This is a genomic window from Sulfurimonas lacustris, from assembly GCF_059705355.1.
Map to the genome: position 1 here is coordinate 330366 of NZ_AP046125.1, position 16163 is coordinate 346528.

A 16163-nucleotide genomic window follows, 5' to 3' on the forward strand; every position below is an offset into this window, starting at 1 on the left:
GGGATGAAACAGATAAAAGAATTGAACAAAGGTGTGAAGTATATGCTTCTTGCCTCCTTTATTTTTGCCATAATGGGTGCATTTGCAAAACTTGCTTCAGAGCATATGAGTTCTCTTGAAGTGGTTTTTTTTAGAAATGTTTTCGGTGTCGTTTTTATAGGCTACGCACTTTATAAAACGCCTATGACAAGCAAGGGCGGCAAGCCTTTTTTGCTCTTTTTTAGAGGGCTGATGGGCTTTTTGGCACTTTTGGCATACTTTTACAATATTGCACACATCCCGCTTGGGGACGCTGTAACCTACTCAAAAACCGCTCCCATTTTTACCGCCGTTTTTGCATGGTTTTTTCTTCATGAAAAACTCTCTCCTAGCTCTTGGATTGCCATATTTATAGGTTTTTTAGGAATTATACTTATCGCCAAACCCACAGGAATCGGTTTTAGTAAATATGATATTTTAGGTGTTTTAAGCGGTATTGGTGCAGCACTCGCCTACACCTCCATCCGTGAACTTAAAAACTACTATGACACAAACATGATAGTTCTCTCTTTTACCCTTGTCGGCACGCTTGGACCGATTTTGCTCTTTATTTTTTCACACTATTTTTATGTAGAAGAGCTTGATTTTATGCTCGGCAAGTTTGTTATGCCTAGCGGAATCGTCTGGTTTTATGTTGTCTCTCTTGGGGTTTTGGGTACACTCTCCCAATACTATATGACAAAAGCATACGGCGAGACAAAAGCCGGAATCGTGGGAGCGGTAAGCTACTCAAACATCGTTTTTGCCATAGTTGTAGGTCTGTTTCTTGGCGATGCGCTTCCTAGTTTTATAACAACATGCGGTATAGTTTTGATAGTTGCGGCAGGGATTATGGTGGCAAAAGCGAAATGATTTTAGATTAAATTCATTATGCTATAATCACTTTCTATTTTTTATAAGGTAAACAGATGAAACTACTTGCAGGTCCTTGCGTTATTGAGAGTGAAGAGAACATTTTTAAAATCGCTAAAGCTTTAGAGGTTTATCAAAATGACCCCACGATCGATTTTTACTTTAAATCCTCTTTTGACAAAGCCAACCGTACATCACTTGATAGTTTTCGTGGTTTGGGCATGGAAGAGGGGCTTAGGATTTTAGAAAAAGTCAAAAATGATTTCGGCTACAAAGTAGTTACGGATGTGCATGAATCGCATCAAGTTTCTGCTGTTGCTGAAGTTGTCGATATGCTCCAAATCCCCGCATTTTTATGCCGTCAAACCGACCTGCTTGTAGCATGTGCAAAGACTACAAAAGAGGTAAATATTAAAAAAGGGCAGTTTATCAACCCGCCTGACATGAAGTATTCGGTAGCAAAAGTGCTTAAAACAAGAGGCTGTGATGAGGTAAGCTATGAGGCTTCTAAAAAACACGGAGTTTATCTCTGTGAGCGAGGAAGTTCTTTTGGGTATGGAAACATAGTCGTCGATATGCGTTCTCTCGTTATCATGAGAGAGTTTGCCCCGACTATCTTTGATGCAACCCACTCCGTTCAAATGCCCGGAGCATTAGGCGGAAAAACAGGCGGAGACAGAAGAATGGTGCCTTACCTTGCAAGTGCGGCGGCGGCAGTCGGTGTGGACGGCTTCTTTTTTGAGACCCATTTTGACCCAACTATCGCTCTAAGTGACGGTCCAAATATGATAAAGCTAGATGAGTTAGAAGCTCTTGTTGCTAAGATACAAAAAATAAGGGAGATTTAAAGATGATTACTTTGACTATCGAAGATAAGCAGATTGAACATATCTTTTTAGACGAGTTTCATAGCAACAAAGAGAAGTTTTTTGAGTTTATCAAGCTTAGTTTTGACGGCTTTAGAAGCCAGAGTGCGGACGAGGATTGGTCTTGTTTTGAGGCTGATTTTGATGAAGGAGTTGCCTCGGGAATGTGCGAACAGTCTCATGATGAAATCTGGGAAGAGCTTTTTAAAAAATATGCTTCAAGTTAGATACACTCAAAAAGCTAAAGGTGATTTGGATGCTATTTTTGCAAATATATTCCAAGATAAACAGAGTGTTGCTGTTGCATATATCTATAAAATAAAAGAGTTTATTACTCTTTTGCAAAGTAACCCATTTATCGGGATTGAATGCAGATACAAAGGGTTTAATAGAGATTGCAGAGTGCTAATTTTTGAAAACTATTTGATACAATATAAAGTTTTTGATGATTATGTTAGCATTATTAGAATTAGAAATTCAAAACAAAACTTAAGGAGAAAATAGATGAATTTAATCGAAGGCAAATTAAAAGTAGTAAACGGTAAGAGAGTTGCCATAGTTAGTACGAGATGGAATCACTTTATTGTTGATAGACTTGTCGAGGGTGCAAAAGATGCGTTTGCAAGACACGGCGGGGATGATGCGGATTTGACGCATGTTTTGGCTCCAGGAGCATTTGAACTTCCGATGGTAATTGATCAGCTTTTAAATAGCGGTAAATATGACGCAGTATGTGCTTTGGGTGCAGTTATCCGTGGCTCAACCCCACATTTTGACTATGTTAGCGCAGAGGCAACAAAGGGAATCGCAACTGTGAGTTTAAAACATAAAAAGCCTGTCTCTTTTGGACTTTTAACGACCGATACGATTGAACAAGCTATCGAGAGAGCAGGCACAAAAGCGGGCAACAAAGGGTTTGAAGCAATGACTGTCGTAATCGAACTTTTAGATCTTTACGAGAATTTATAATGGCAACAAGACATCAAGCCAGAATGGCAGTTGTAAGCTTATTGTACGCATTTGATTTGGGCAACGGAAACATAGCACAACATACAGATGAGATACTAGAAGAGAAAAAGATTCGCAACAAGCAAAAAGATTTCGCACTCACTCTTTATGAAGGCGTGATGCAAAATATCACTCCTGTCGATGAGGCTATCGTCAAACACTTAAAAGAGTGGGATTTTGAGAGATTAGGAGCTATCGAGAGAGCAACTCTTAGACTTGCAACTTATGAGATACTTTTTGGCGAACTTGACTCGGCAGTGGTTATCAACGAAGCGGTTGAAATCACAAAAGCGTTTGGAACTGAACAGTCTCCAAAGTTTATAAACGGTGTGTTAGACGCAATCTCTAAAGATAAGTAAAAAATGAAAAGATTAACAAAAGAAGAGGCTCTTTATCTCATAAAACATGCGGATTTAAAAGAGCTTGGACGGATGGCGACGGCTCGCAAAAAAGAGCTTCATCCTGATGGTATTACGACTTTTGTGGTGGACAGAAATATCAACTACACCAACATCTGTTGGGTTGATTGCAAATTTTGCGCATTTTATAGACATGAAAAAGATGCAGATGCTTATGTGCTTACATTTGATGAGATTGACGCAAAGATAGACGAATTGCTAGAAATCGGCGGAACGCAGATACTTTTTCAAGGCGGAGTGCATCCAAAACTAAAGATAGAGTGGTATGAGGAGTTGGTGGAGCATATCCATACGAAATATCCGACCATCACTATCCACGGATTCTCTTCCATTGAGATAGATTTTATCGCCAAAGTCTCCCATATAAGGGTGGAAGAGGTTTTGGAGAGGCTTCACGCAAAAGGTCTGGCTTCCATACCAGGGGCAGGGGCTGAGATACTCTCCGATAAAGTTCGTGATATCATCGCACCACGCAAGATAGATAGTGAAGTGTGGATTGATGTGCATCGCAAAGCGCATAAACTAGGCATCATGTCAACGGCTACCATGATGTACGGGACTATCGAGAGCGATGAAGATATCGTGGATCATTTTGAGATGATACGCAAACTTCAAGATGAAACACACGGTTTTAGAGCGTTCATTATGTGGAGTTTTCAGAGCGAAAATACCGAACTTTTACGCCTCTTTCCAGACATGGAAAAACCATCATCTAACCGCTACCTAAGACTTCTTGCCGTTGCGAGACTTTACTTAGATAATGTCCCAAATATCCAAAGTTCATGGGTAACGCAAGGTCCTTACATCGGGCAGATGGCTTTGATGTTCGGTGCAAACGATTTGGGTTCAACCATGATGGAAGAGAATGTCGTAAGTTCTGCCGGAGCGGCATACAAGATGGCAAAAGAGGAGATGGTACACCTCATACGAGATATAGGCGAGACTCCTGCCGTTCGCAATACCGCTTATGAGATTTTAGAGAAATTTGCATAGATGAAAAAAATAATTCTAACATTACTATTTTTAGGAAATATACTTATGGCAGCAACGATAGATGAGATACAAACAAAAAATGTGAGCGTTCCGCTTATTTTTGAACAAGACAAAAGATTGCCGCTTGTAACTATGCAGTTTATCTTTAAAAACAGCGGCAGTGTTACAGATACGACGAAAGCCGGCTTGGCAAAACTAAGCGCAAAAGTACTCAATGAAGGTACAAAAACATTAGGCTCAAGCGTATTTGCAGAGGCACTCGAGAGCAAAGCGATTCACATCTCCGCTTCTATAGGCAAAGAGACATTGGTTTTGGAGCTTGGGTGTCTTAAAGAGGAGTTGGATGAAGGACTTGGCTATTTTGAGATGCTCTTAAAAGAGCCAAACCTTACAAAAGATGTTATAGAAAAGGTAAAAACGACAACGCTTGGCTCGTTGGCAAACAAAGAGAGTGATTTTGACTATATCGCTTCAAATGAATTAAATGCTATTTTGTTTGAGGGCAGTGTGCTTGCAAATCCATCTTCGGGAACGACCCAGAGCGTAAAGAGCATAGAACTTAAGGATGTGGAAGCGTTTATAAAAGCAAATCTTGTCTCTTCAAAACTTATCGTTGCTTTTGGCGGTGATGCCGAGGTTGATGAGATAAAGCCAAAAGTAGCAAAAATCCTCAAGTCTATTCCACTCGGAGAAGACGGCGAAGTAAAACGCTATGAAGTTACTCGTGAGCCAAAAGAAAAAACTATCCAAAAAGAGACGCAACAAGCCTATGTTTACTTTGGTTCGCCATACAATGTAACCATCGGTTCTGATGATTACTACAAGGCAAAAGTTGCTACTTTTATCTTAGGAGCGGGCGGTTTTGGTTCAAGACTGATGGAAGAGGTGCGTGTCAAAAAAGGACTTGCTTACTCTGCATATGCAAGAATGGATGTCACAAAATCAAGCAGTTATCTTAGCGGACATCTGCAAACCAAACTCGAATCGCTTGAAGATGCGAAAAAAACAGTCAAAGAGGTTATGGCAGAGTTTGTAAAAAAGGGCGTAAAAAAAGAGGAGCTTGAGCAGACTAAAAAGTTTTTGCTTGGAAGCGAACCTTTAAGAGTAGAGACCATGAGCCAACGCCTTAACAGAACTTTTATGGAGTACTATAACGGACATAAGCTCGGCTATGCACAAGAGGAGTTAGAACGCATCAAAAACCTCAAGCTTGAGGAACTCAACGAGTTTATAAAAGCGCACAAAGAGATTTTAGAGATGAGTTTCGCGATAGTCACAAAGTAAATTATATGACAATTTGTCATATTTTTAAAGAAGTTTTTGGATTTTTTCTATAATGTTGTTGTCGCCACCCAAAAGGTGGGACAAATACCAAAAGGAGGTTAAGATGCAGTATCTTAACTACGTCCTGAGAGTTTTAACTATCATTTACATCATAGTAAAACTCATCAAGGAGTTGAGTTAGAGGTTCGCCCCTCTAGCTCTCCTTTGGTAATTATAACAAAAAAAGGAAAAAATGATGGAAAATTTAGCAGATATTTTACTTACTCTTATTATTGTTATACTGGTTTTTATGGTTGGCGGTCTGCATACAAGAGTAAAAAAACTAGAAGATAGTTCGGGCAAATAGCTATGAAACTCTCAAAAGAGCAAGAGCAAAAGTTTCAAAAGTTAGGCATCGGCAGTTGTGGCGAACTTGCTCTTTTTACACCATCATCCTATGAAGATTTGAGACTTTTCGACAAACTTCATCCGCACACCATGCAACTCATAGATGCGACGGTAGAGTCTGTTTATAAAGCTTCAAATTCGCTTCAAGTTACATTTTTCGCCCATAACTTTGGTCATAGCATCACAGGTGTGCTGTTTCGCCCAAAACCCTACATGTTGCATCAGTTTAGAGTTGGAGAGCGAGACTGTTACTATGGCATGATAGAGTGTAAAAGCGGTCAATGCACCATCAACATGCCCAAAAAAGTAACCAACATCGGAGCGATTACGCCAAAGTACAAATCGCCTCTTAGAAGCGATGTGATGCTCCGTCTTATCCAAACACTGCTCACCAAAGAAAATCTGCTTGAAGAGGGGCTAAAAGAGGAGGTGGCGGAGGCACTTTTAGCTCTTCATTTTCCAACATTAAAAGCTCCGGAACTCAAAAATCTAGACCCAAAAACTCTTCATGCACTCAAATATACAGAACTTTTTCTCTATATGAAACAGCTTGCAAAAACAAGAAGATATTTTCAAACACACTCATCCCCCACTCGTTGCTACAAAGAGTGGGCGCAGAGTTTGCCCTTTGTGTTGAGTGATGAACAGTCTAAATCCATAGACGATATAAAAGCAGATTTTGCCAAAGATGTTGCCGCAAGGCGCATGATAGTCGGCGATGTGGGAAGCGGCAAGACTATGGTTATCCTTGCATCGGCTTTTATGATGCACCAAGAACGCTCCATCCTTATGGCTCCCACTACCATTTTGGCAAACCAGCTCTTTGAAGAGGCGAAAAAATACCTGCCATCACTTAAAATCGCACTTGTGACCAATAAAACAAAAGCGATAGATTTGAGTGCGTATGATTTTCTCATCGGGACACATGCTCTGCTTTACAGAGAACTACCAAAAGCCTCTCTTGTGATGGTGGATGAACAGCATAGATTTGGAACAGCACAGAGAAATTTGCTGGAAAAGTTGGTAAGCAGCGGCGAAAAGAAGCCCCATTTTTTACAGTTCTCCGCTACCCCCATCCCACGAACACAGGCGATGATAGAGACAGCACACATAGATGTTTCGCTCATCACAACCACCCCTTTTAAAAAAGACATCACAAGCCAAGTGATACGCAAAAATGATTTTAAAGAGCTTTTAGAACACATAAAAAATGAAATAACGCAAGGCAATCAAGTTTTGCTTGTATATCCGCTAGTGGAGCAGAGTGAGGTTTTGGAGTATCAAAGCATAGAAGAGGCAAGAGGATTTTGGGAGAAGCGGTTTGAGCGTGTCTATGTGACACATGGCAAGGACAAAGAAAAAGAGGAGATTTTACAAGAGTTCAGCCACAAAGGCGACATCCTTATAGCAACCACAGTGGTAGAGGTCGGCATTTCACTCCCACGTCTTAGCACTGTTGTCATAGTCGGAGCCGAGAGGCTAGGTCTCTCCACCCTGCATCAGCTCCGTGGACGTGTCAGCCGCACAGGACTAAAAGGCTACTGTTTTTTATACACCAACCAAAATGCTTCACAGCGACTAGATATGTTTATCCAAACTAAGAGCGGATTTGACATCGCAAATCTTGACCTAAAGTTTAGAAAAAGCGGCGATTTGCTCAAAGGACACAACCAAAGCGGAAGCGAGTTTGAGTGGGTGGATTTGGCGGAAGATGAGGAGATAGTTAAAGAGGTGAAGATGGATTTGAAATAATAAGCATTTTTTTATTGTTCTATGATATACTTCTTTTGTCGATGTACGTATGACTTTCAGGTTCTCTTAATCACGGAACGAGGAAGCGAAATCAGGCTAAGGCTTTTTGGTCTTAGCCTTTTTTTTTGTCTTTTTTTTGGCAAGGTTGGGGTGGGCGGGAGCTTCCTTTTAAAGGAAAGTTATATGCTACATCGTGTAATAGTGATTTTACTCATACTTTGGTTTTGGTTTCCAACTCCATTGTGTTGAGCGTCAGGGGCTGATTACCCCTGATGAGTCACTATTACTTTTAAAATCCAAACTTCAAGTTTAGAAAAAGTGCGGAAGCAAATTTGCGTTTGTGGACTTGGCGGAAAATTAGGAGATAGTTAAAGAGGGATTTGTGCTATTAAAAATAATCAGCAATTTTCCAATGGTTTTTGTGTGCCAAATACCCAACTACAATTGCCGTAATAACTGTAAAGACAAAAATAGATACATTATCCATTTTTACACTCCTTTATCTCATTTTTTAATTTATTTAACTCAAAATAGTTTATTGCAATACCCAGTAAAAAAAAGCCAAAAATACCAAAGAGTGCAAAAGAAAAAAGTCCGCTTTGAGTGATGGCATAGCCACCAACTCCACCACTTGCCGCAAGTAGCAGAAATGACTTTTTATATACTAAATCTGCCTCTTTTGCAATGATGTCAGCTTTATCTTTGCGCTCTTGTAATGTCATGGGGTGATTATACCATAGTACATTTTAGTAAAGCCCAAACTTCCCGTCGTTTCTCTTGTAAAGAACCCTTGTTTTACCGTCGTTGTCTATGAAGATTTCAAAGAGTTTTTTGTTCTCTTTTAGGTCGTTTAGGACGTCTTCTACTTCTCGTGGTTTGTAGAGTTCTAGTGCTACTGGGACGATTTCATCTTCCATCGCTTCGCTTAGTTCGTGGAGGTCGATGCTCTCACTCGCTTGGATTTTTGCTTCGTTGATACCATCCTTATGGTGTTCGCTCTCTTTGTCGTGCATACGGCGCATCGCTTTTTGCGCTCTTGAAGTTGCTAGGTCTATGGCAGCATAGAGGTCTTGATCGCTTTGCTCTATGACGATAGAGTTTTTGTGTGCAAGGTTGATAACAAACTCTACTCTTGAGCTCTCTTTGCCCTTTTTGGTCTGTGCCGAAGCGATGATGCTCACCGAGATGATGTCCATATGGTATTTGCTAAGTGTTTCGATAGAGGCGTGCATATGTGCTTTGATAGCATCTGAAAGTTCTATATGACGTCCGGTTAATGATATATTCATGGGAAATCCTTTAGTTGTAGGTAGAAAATGATTATACCATTAAAAACTCAATAGTTAATATCTTGACAGAGAGCTCTTTTTGTAATACAATAGTATTATATAAAGGAGCATTTTATGAAACAAACTACAAGTATAAAACTAGATAAAGATATAAAACAAGAGGCACAAGAGATATTTGCTAGGCTGGGTCTTACTTTGGGTGAAGCTGTAAATCTTTTTTTAAATCAAGTTAAGCTCAACAAAGGACTACCTTTTGAGGTGAAGATACCAAATGATGAAACTTTAAAAGCTATGGATGAAGTAGAAAAGAAGCAGACTGAGCCTCTATCTGTAGAAGAGCATCTCTTGGAAATGAAACAATGTATAAAAAACTAGAGAGAAGTAAGGTATTTATAAAAGATTTACAAAAAATTAGTTTTTCAAATGAACACTACTCAAAATATGTAGTATATTTGGGGAAAATCCTCTCAAACCAATCGTTACCACCTGAAGCACTAGATCACGCTTTAAAGGGAGAGTATAGCAACTATAGGGAGTTTCACGTAAGTGGAGACTTGCTTGTTATTTATAAAACAACAGAGGAAATCATCTATCTAGTAAGGATAGGAACTCACTCTCAGTTGTTTAAGTAGCTCTTCACTTTTCTCTCGTTCCCATGGTTTCCGTGGGAATACAGACTATAGTAGCGGCACAAAGTACACACTCCCACGCAGGAGCATGGGAGCGAGAAAATGGTTTATATTTTTACAATTTAGAGTTTTTGGATACTTCTTCTAAAGTAACGGATTGGTTCTGTTGTTATGTCTGTTTTTGTGCTAACAACTACATCCATTAAAACTGAACCGTTTTGTTCAGGAGTGGCAATGTTGTTTATGTACATATCGCATCCAACCACAGCGTTGGTAAAAACATACTTGACAGTAACATTCACATTAAAAATATTAGTGATATTTGTGTCAAAAGGTGGTTGATATGGAGTTGTGCTTGTGTCTAAACAATTTGTTGTTGGGTTTTTTTGTGCAATTTCTAGCATAGTTAACTCTACCGCACTCTTGGCTACTAGTTCTGCTTGTTCATACAAGTATATATCTGTAGTTCTCTTGCTTGTTTCTGATGTTAGAGAGAGCGAAAGCGCCATAATGGTGGAGATAACTATGATAACTATTATCGCCATAATCATAGCAAACGCACCTCTGTTTTTATGAGGATTTATTTTTAAAATACTGTTTTTTCTTTGCATAGTGAGTACTCATCCATTAAATCTGTTTTGACACATACTTGTATCTTTACTATCGAGCCGATTCCTTTAAAGCGAAAGGTTTCTACATTATTCATAATAAGCTGATTTTTAACTCCGTTATCACTATATTTTTCTCCTAGCCACGGTTGGTAGTCATAGTAAAGCCTTAATTCTCCGTTGTTAGGGTTATGTACAACAGCATACGCAGTCCAAGCAAGTTGATAGTACTCGTAAATATCGGCACCGATAAAATTGCCTCCTACTCCCGATTGGAATTGAGTAGGTTCCCCTACAACTGAGTTGATACGGTGTATAGCTCCGCTTTGGTTCGCCAAAGCTCCACTCCAGCCATAACTTGCGTATATATCACTGTCCGAGCCTACAGAGTAGAGCGCTGCATCACTTATACCGTTTCCGCCTAATGCTGTAATCATTGCACCTATTTTTGTTGTATCTGTTGCAGGAGAAACTAGTGAAGTTGTATTTGTATCGGCGTGTTTAAGATCGATGATTCCACTCCAAAGTGGTGCAGTTTGCGTTCCATTGCCCCTTTGTCCATCTATATCGTAACCTATCCACTCTAAAACGGTAGCGGTATCCCCATAGGTAGAACTTGCCAATGCTTTAAAATCAGTATCAGTTTTTTTAGCGATAACAGAGTCTTTTATACGATACTGCAATCTTGCCGCTATAGTTTCTACAGCCGCTTCACTCTCTGACTGTAGGGCATTGTTTGTTTTAGAAAATATAAAATTATTGTATGCTTGAAAGAGCAATTCAATCCCATATTTACTGAGTATCCCCATGATAACGATAACAAATATAAGCTCTATAAGAGTAAAGGCTCTTTTACGCATTTAAAATCCCCTCTTATAGTATTCAACTTCACCTATGTTGGCACTATAAATTTTTAAAGAAGTTAGAAGAGTTGTTCCATCATCTTCATAGATGTTGGCAGTTAATATTTTTATATCGTTATCAGTTCCTTGAGCTATGCTCATAGCACTTGTATAGATTTGTTTGTATCCCGCAGCTTCGGCAGCAGGATTGTCAAACATTGCATCGCCAGTACCATGAGCACTTCTATTAAGACTTTCCCCAGTTGTTTCTGCTGTAGTATAGTTAACACCACCTGTTGCGGTACTATCTAAACATCTTCTATGATAAGGTTGCGCTATATGTCCAGGTCTTAGCCTATCGGCATTGCAGTTACCATCCACATCTATAACTCTTTCTCCGCCGCTTACATTGATATCTTCTATAGATCTTGTGTCCCAGTAATAGGCACTAGCCCCCATCAATTCAGCCGAAGCGGCAAATATAGCTTCTTGTACTATGTTGTCCTCTATAGCTTTTGATGTTGTCTGCATCATGATGGGCAGAGACATAACCACTATAGACATAACAACAATAGCAAAGATAAGCTCTATAAGAGTAAAAGCATGTTTTTTCAATCCTCTTACCACATTATTCTCCTATTTGTTCTTATGGCGTTATCACTTTTTGTCGTAGTGCTTGTGTTGTGTTCGCCCGTCCAAATTCCCTGTGAGTTGAACTCCACTTGAAACTCGTTTCTTGTGGCTGTTGGGTCACTTTCATTGTAAATCAACCAAGGGGATGCACCATTTTCCATTGTTGTTTTGTATGGATAGCCTTTAGTTCCATTGTAGTCGAGAATAGTAATTGATGGGTTACCTATAGGGTTGTCGGTAGCTGTTACTATATCTGCACCGTTTGTCCCGCCTCTTTGTAATACTATAGTCACATTCCCGTCGTTAGTTATGTCGTGATTTTGATTCCAGAACCATCTTGTGTCATCAACTCTTCTTGAGGCAAGACCGTTGGGTAAAAAGCTTTTATTGCAAGCATTACCACCTACTGTTCCAAAACAAAAAGATTCAAAATATATATTTGCAGGATTATTGTTACAAGCACCACCACCAGGGCAATTATATCTCTGTTTTGAAGCGTGAGTACGTCCATAAAGATGGGTTACGTTTAAATCTAGATTTCTTACGCCTTGCGTTGTTTTGGTTGTTAGGTCTGCTTTAAATGTACAATCTACTGTTGGATTACTACAGTTAGAATCATAGGTAGAAAATGTTAATCTTTCAGGGTTAACTGAAGCATTTACTTCTCTATCAAAATTAAGATTTAAAACAGTATTTACACTTCCGTTATTTGATTGGTTGAAGTCGTTTACTCCAAGAGTTAGAGTGCTTGCAGGATTATTCATTGTTCCATTTTGGTCATTTGCAGGCAAATCTGTATTGTGAAATCTATAGAGATAATCAACCGCACCAGAAATAGCAGATTTATTTACTGTTAAATTCACATCCTTTGCATAGCAGTTATCGACAAAGTTGCTTAATGCTAAGTTGTCATAACCGACAGCGCTAATTGGACCTGTTAGGTGAAATGACATGTTCTCATCCTGATTTATAATATCAGACATATAAATAAATGGGTTTGCCCCATTATTTAAACCATAAGAAGCTACTATACCACCCATTTCAAATTTGTATGGATGAAACTCAAAAGTGTAATCTCGATATAAAAGAGTATTTTCAATATTATTATGCGCACTGCTAATGTCACAACCTACTTTGTTATTAATGGTGGTTCCACTTAGTGATATAACCGTATTTTGAAGAGGCACATCAGTTGTGTTTAGAGCACATTCGCTTCCCGAGAGAAAATGAGAACCAGTTTGATGTGTTTGTTTTGATGCATCCCAATCTACAGCAGTCCATGTTTTATCAATAATATTAAGTCGATACTCTCCAACCTGTTCAAGGCTGTCTTCTGCAGCTACAGTTCCATTGATAAGGTTAATCGAGAGAGGCTTGTCTGCAGTGTCATTACATCCTGTTTTTGCTACGCTTGGCTCCCAAACAAGGGTAATGTTATAGTCACTTCCACCAGTTGCAAAGTAGCGCGTATAGCCTGGAGAAGCTTGGTTGTCTATGTGATTCGTTGCGTTAATATCAAAACGGTAATCATACCCACTTGCCATATTGACTCTATCTGTTTGAAGTGCTGCTGCGGATACTCCTGTATGATTAGGAGCAAAAAGCTGCACTTGTGTGTGGTTTGTTTGATTTACATCTCTTAACTCTACAGTGTAGCTTTCAGGACGAATGGCAAAATTGTCTCTCGAACAAAGCACTTGTGTTCTTGTCCCATACAAACATTCCATACATATTGCTACATCACGATATGTACTATTGTTTCCGTTGTCAGAACATGCAACCGATGTTATATTAGTCATATTGTTGTTATTTGGATTTGTTACATATTGACGACAATGTGGATACACCTGATGAATATCTGAGAAATTGTCAATTCTAATTCCATGAGCAGTTTGTTCAATATGAATTAATGAATCATTTTGATCTGCTAATGTATTGAAAGATACCCTAAAAGCGGCATTAGGCGTGGCAGTTTTGAAGAATTCAGCTGGTGAAGTAATGTTAGATGGATTGCCAGTAATTACATCAGAGACCATTCCTCCATCTATCGCATCTTGAATTGTTGTGGCATTAAAATTAATTTGAGAAACGTTATTTTCAAATGCCATCCATACTCTTGGGCTAACTGCACTTGATGGTTCGCGACATGCTGCATCAACATCGTGAAACTGACTTGCATCGATGAGTTCAACTGCTACAATGGTTGTAACTGGTTTGGGAGTATCAAGTGCTATTGGATCAAAAGAAGCTATACTGAGATTTGCTGGACGTTTTGTAACCTGAGTTGTTAAATCATAATATTTATTTGTACCACCTGCATCATAAAGGCCTGCATCTACGACACTGAAGATACCCCACTCTGGCGTATAGCTAAAATTATCAGAAGAACACATTTGAAGTCCTGTTCCACCAATTGTCGATGAATAAGGAAGAGTAAGTGTTGTGTTGTCAGGTAGTGGAATAACTAAATCATAAGAAAAAGTACCTTTTATGGGGATATGTATATCACCAATATTTTGTGGTGCTAAAGCATAGTAGATATAGGCATGCTGCTTTCCATCTATATCTCCAAGCGGAATATTGTGAATATAGCTATCGCTTACACTGAGCGGCCATCCACCATCCGTGTTGCTTGTTGGGGTAAAGTCAAGAGGATATGTTACTGCAGTACTATTGCGAATATAGATAGCTTCAGAAGTGTTAATATCTTCAATATTTAGCATCACATTATCAGCTCTAACGTCTGAATTTTCTTGATTTCTTATGTATAAACTAACATTTATATCTGCAGTATTTGGAAGAGTTCCTGTGATATACGGCATGGCAGTTCCATTGTTTTCTTCTGTAAAAGGAAGACCGTTTTGCTCATACCCATAATCGTAACAAAATTGAGGAGTGTATAAATCAGTAGAAAAAGCTATTACTCCTGGGGTTGACTGATCTCCGTTGCTATTGCTAAATACTGCCTCTAGTTTAAGTGAGGTAGAAGTTTGACTGTTTGCCATATAACTTGATACATCAAATATATCTAAATCCATTCCTGGATAATAACTCACTGAAGCATCTACGGCAACACCCTTATCGGAAACTGAACCGTTAAAAGGATTGTTTATAGGATTTAAAGCATTTGAAACCTTTTGATACAAATAACCTGCATTCGCGTTTTGAATATAAAAAGCATCACGTTCAATTTTTTTTTCACCACCTGAAGCATAAAACAGCATCTTTGCATTTACAGCATTTGATTTTGGAGTTAAAAATCCACTCATTGGTATCTCTACATCAAAAGTCCTATATCCATCAATAGGAAGTGGAAACATTGCGTCAAAGCCGTTAAATACATTAATGTTTTTAATTTTTGTTCCTGCAGGCATTGTGGCAGGATTGTGTTTATAAACAACGATTAATGACCAGTTGCCCCAAAATCCAACTCTTAACCCGTCATATTCAGCACCTTCACCTAAATAAAAATATGAATACCAATCTGCTCCGTTGTTCGCTTTAATATTGCCGACTGAAAATGTTTGTGCTGTTCCTCCTACTAAATGTGACTTAACAAGTGATGTTACATCTTTAAACCCTTGATAAAAAGATCTAAATCCACCGTCATTTCCGCCTCCATCTCCCCAAAAATCATGATACCATACATCATCGGCAGTAATATTTTGTGTAGTTCCATCTGGTAATCTAAAAGTTACATTTCCACGATTTTGCACCATTGAAGAAGTCGCATAGTTAGTTGCGTCAGGATTTGCTATATGACCTTGCCAATATAATCCAGCCCACTCAATTTCATCAATCCCAACATTTGCTGGTAGTGTTAAAATTGAAGACGCAGAGTTTAGAGTCATGCCTGCCTCGTTTTTATAAATAAGATTTGTATCATATAAATACCCAGCATAGGTGTTGTTACACCCACCCGCACCGTTATTTTGACAAAGAACTGAATCCCCTGTTGCAACAAAATCACCAAATAGCTTAAGTCCACCATTTGGGAAAACGGGTGTAAATGGGTTTTCATGAAGTACAGAATGCCCTTTTATAGGTTTATTGGCGCTCAAAGAGTATCTTGTATCTCCATTGGATTTGCTTCCAAGTAAATAAAGATAATAGGTAGTACCAGCCGTTACATTTGCTGTAGCAGAGACAGTTTGCAAATCTCCTATTTGACCAGATGCCCATACTTGCGTTGTACATGCGCTATCACTATATAAGGTGGCAAATAAATCATTATTAGTATCTGGAGTATTTTGAATGGTTAAATTAATTTGCCCACCAACTGGATTGGTAATTATATAATAATCAGCATCATCGCTTTGTACATAGCCAGTATGATTATTGTACGATGACCCAGCAGAAGCATTCCAGGTCCCAGCATTTGTTCCTGGTGTTGGGCATGCCCCCCAACTAAAAATGGCAAAACTACTTAAAAGCAGTAGAGATATAAAAATTTTTGAAAGTAAATTGAACGATTTCATAGAGTCCCCTTTTTCTGTGGTCTATTTTTTAGAGGTCCTGAATCAAGTTCAGGATGACAATATTTGTAATGACAAACCTTATGA

General features: G+C 38.9%; 17 protein-coding genes. 11 read left to right on the plus strand and 6 right to left on the minus strand.

Annotated features, from left to right (window positions below; all coding sequences use genetic code 11):
- Positions 1-3: 3 nt before the first annotated feature.
- From AC6H4V_RS01865 to recG, 9 genes are all read left to right on the plus strand, one after another.
- The gene (locus AC6H4V_RS01865) at positions 4-891 is read left to right on the plus strand and encodes a DMT family transporter (RefSeq protein WP_497607247.1); all 888 of its coding nucleotides are present in this window, start codon (positions 4-6) and stop codon (positions 889-891) included.
- 56 nt (positions 892-947) lie between these two features.
- A complete protein-coding gene (gene kdsA, locus AC6H4V_RS01870; RefSeq protein ID WP_497607248.1) occupies positions 948-1739 on the plus strand; it encodes a 3-deoxy-8-phosphooctulonate synthase in 792 nt (263 codons plus the stop codon).
- 2 nt (positions 1740-1741) lie between these two features.
- Entirely contained in the window at positions 1742-1984 is a 243-nt protein-coding gene (locus tag AC6H4V_RS01875) for a hypothetical protein (RefSeq protein WP_497607249.1), read from the plus strand.
- Positions 1971-2261: a type II toxin-antitoxin system RelE/ParE family toxin gene (locus tag AC6H4V_RS01880; RefSeq protein WP_497607250.1), complete on the plus strand. Its 291-nt coding sequence runs from the start codon at positions 1971-1973 to the stop codon at positions 2259-2261. Before AC6H4V_RS01875 ends, AC6H4V_RS01880 begins: the two co-directional genes overlap by 14 nt.
- Positions 2262-2726, plus strand: coding sequence for a 6,7-dimethyl-8-ribityllumazine synthase (gene ribH / locus AC6H4V_RS01885; protein WP_428729196.1), 465 nt, complete (start codon positions 2262-2264; stop codon positions 2724-2726). It begins immediately after the preceding gene.
- On the plus strand, positions 2726-3124 hold the full coding sequence (nusB, locus tag AC6H4V_RS01890; RefSeq protein WP_497607251.1) for a transcription antitermination factor NusB: 399 nt from the start codon (positions 2726-2728) through the stop codon (positions 3122-3124). The genes ribH and nusB overlap by 1 nt, the downstream gene beginning before the upstream one ends.
- Positions 3125-3127: 3 nt before the next feature.
- The gene (locus AC6H4V_RS01895) at positions 3128-4177 is read left to right on the plus strand and encodes a dehypoxanthine futalosine cyclase (RefSeq protein WP_497607252.1); all 1050 of its coding nucleotides are present in this window, start codon (positions 3128-3130) and stop codon (positions 4175-4177) included.
- 45 nt (positions 4178-4222) lie between these two features.
- Complete coding sequence (locus AC6H4V_RS01900) at positions 4223-5461, plus strand: M16 family metallopeptidase (RefSeq protein ID WP_497607253.1); 1239 nt, start codon at positions 4223-4225, stop codon at positions 5459-5461.
- Positions 5462-5809: 348 nt separating this feature from the next.
- Positions 5810-7600, plus strand: a complete 1791-nt coding sequence (gene recG / locus AC6H4V_RS01905; RefSeq protein WP_497607254.1) for an ATP-dependent DNA helicase RecG — start codon at positions 5810-5812, stop codon at positions 7598-7600.
- A 479-nt stretch (positions 7601-8079) separates the two neighbouring features.
- Here recG and AC6H4V_RS01910 read toward each other — a convergent pair whose 3' ends face one another.
- Together AC6H4V_RS01910 and hpf are read right to left on the minus strand one after the other, a co-directional pair.
- On the minus strand, positions 8080-8322 hold the full coding sequence (locus AC6H4V_RS01910; RefSeq protein WP_300694266.1) for a hypothetical protein: 243 nt from the start codon (positions 8320-8322) through the stop codon (positions 8080-8082).
- A gap of 24 nt (positions 8323-8346) precedes the next feature.
- A complete protein-coding gene (gene hpf / locus AC6H4V_RS01915; protein ID WP_497607255.1) occupies positions 8347-8889 on the minus strand; it encodes a ribosome hibernation-promoting factor, HPF/YfiA family in 543 nt (180 codons plus the stop codon).
- Between the two features lie 114 nt (positions 8890-9003).
- Here hpf and AC6H4V_RS01920 point away from each other — a divergent pair, with 114 nt between their 5' ends.
- Entirely contained in the window at positions 9004-9264 is a 261-nt protein-coding gene (locus tag AC6H4V_RS01920; protein ID WP_497607256.1) for a type II toxin-antitoxin system RelB/DinJ family antitoxin, read from the plus strand.
- Positions 9249-9521, plus strand: coding sequence for a type II toxin-antitoxin system RelE/ParE family toxin (locus tag AC6H4V_RS01925; protein WP_497607257.1), 273 nt, complete (start codon positions 9249-9251; stop codon positions 9519-9521). Before AC6H4V_RS01920 ends, AC6H4V_RS01925 begins: the two co-directional genes overlap by 16 nt.
- 119 nt (positions 9522-9640) lie before the next feature.
- Here AC6H4V_RS01925 and AC6H4V_RS01930 read toward each other — a convergent pair whose 3' ends face one another.
- Genes AC6H4V_RS01930 through AC6H4V_RS01945 form a run of 4 tightly spaced genes read right to left on the minus strand, consistent with a single transcriptional unit; the run spans position 9641 to position 16079 of the window.
- Positions 9641-10129 carry a hypothetical protein gene (locus tag AC6H4V_RS01930; protein ID WP_497607258.1) on the minus strand — a complete coding sequence of 163 codons (489 nt, stop codon included), beginning with the start codon at positions 10127-10129 and terminating at the stop codon, positions 9641-9643.
- The gene (locus AC6H4V_RS01935; RefSeq protein ID WP_497607259.1) at positions 10105-10986 is read right to left on the minus strand and encodes a type II secretion system protein; all 882 of its coding nucleotides are present in this window, start codon (positions 10984-10986) and stop codon (positions 10105-10107) included. The genes AC6H4V_RS01930 and AC6H4V_RS01935 overlap by 25 nt, the downstream gene beginning before the upstream one ends.
- Positions 10987-11595 carry a type II secretion system protein gene (locus AC6H4V_RS01940; RefSeq protein WP_497607260.1) on the minus strand — a complete coding sequence of 203 codons (609 nt, stop codon included), beginning with the start codon at positions 11593-11595 and terminating at the stop codon, positions 10987-10989.
- Positions 11589-16079 (minus strand): hypothetical protein, encoded by a 4491-nt coding sequence (locus AC6H4V_RS01945; RefSeq protein ID WP_497607261.1) that lies wholly within the window; start codon positions 16077-16079, stop codon positions 11589-11591. The genes AC6H4V_RS01940 and AC6H4V_RS01945 overlap by 7 nt, the downstream gene beginning before the upstream one ends.
- Between the last annotated feature and the right edge of the window lie 84 nt (positions 16080-16163).

Bases quoted from the DNA above. Each gene is read 5' to 3' on its own strand.
- AC6H4V_RS01930 (WP_497607258.1), bottom strand. From the start codon at position 10,129: ATGCAAAGAAAAAACAGTATTTTAAAAATAAATCCTCATAAAAACAGA.
- AC6H4V_RS01945 (WP_497607261.1), bottom strand. From the start codon at position 16,079: ATGAAATCGTTCAATTTACTTTCAAAAATTTTTATATCTCTACTGCTT.
- nusB (WP_497607251.1), top strand. From the start codon at position 2,726: ATGGCAACAAGACATCAAGCCAGAATGGCAGTTGTAAGCTTATTGTAC.
- AC6H4V_RS01925 (WP_497607257.1), top strand. From the start codon at position 9,249: ATGTATAAAAAACTAGAGAGAAGTAAGGTATTTATAAAAGATTTACAA.
- AC6H4V_RS01865 (WP_497607247.1), top strand. From the start codon at position 4: ATGAAACAGATAAAAGAATTGAACAAAGGTGTGAAGTATATGCTTCTT.
- AC6H4V_RS01880 (WP_497607250.1), top strand. From the start codon at position 1,971: ATGCTTCAAGTTAGATACACTCAAAAAGCTAAAGGTGATTTGGATGCT.
- hpf (WP_497607255.1), bottom strand. From the start codon at position 8,889: ATGAATATATCATTAACCGGACGTCATATAGAACTTTCAGATGCTATC.
- AC6H4V_RS01875 (WP_497607249.1), top strand. From the start codon at position 1,742: ATGATTACTTTGACTATCGAAGATAAGCAGATTGAACATATCTTTTTA.
- AC6H4V_RS01900 (WP_497607253.1), top strand. From the start codon at position 4,223: ATGGCAGCAACGATAGATGAGATACAAACAAAAAATGTGAGCGTTCCG.
- AC6H4V_RS01910 (WP_300694266.1), bottom strand. From the start codon at position 8,322: ATGACATTACAAGAGCGCAAAGATAAAGCTGACATCATTGCAAAAGAG.
- ribH (WP_428729196.1), top strand. From the start codon at position 2,262: ATGAATTTAATCGAAGGCAAATTAAAAGTAGTAAACGGTAAGAGAGTT.
- kdsA (WP_497607248.1), top strand. From the start codon at position 948: ATGAAACTACTTGCAGGTCCTTGCGTTATTGAGAGTGAAGAGAACATT.
- AC6H4V_RS01935 (WP_497607259.1), bottom strand. From the start codon at position 10,986: ATGCGTAAAAGAGCCTTTACTCTTATAGAGCTTATATTTGTTATCGTT.
- AC6H4V_RS01920 (WP_497607256.1), top strand. From the start codon at position 9,004: ATGAAACAAACTACAAGTATAAAACTAGATAAAGATATAAAACAAGAG.
- AC6H4V_RS01895 (WP_497607252.1), top strand. From the start codon at position 3,128: ATGAAAAGATTAACAAAAGAAGAGGCTCTTTATCTCATAAAACATGCG.
- recG (WP_497607254.1), top strand. From the start codon at position 5,810: ATGAAACTCTCAAAAGAGCAAGAGCAAAAGTTTCAAAAGTTAGGCATC.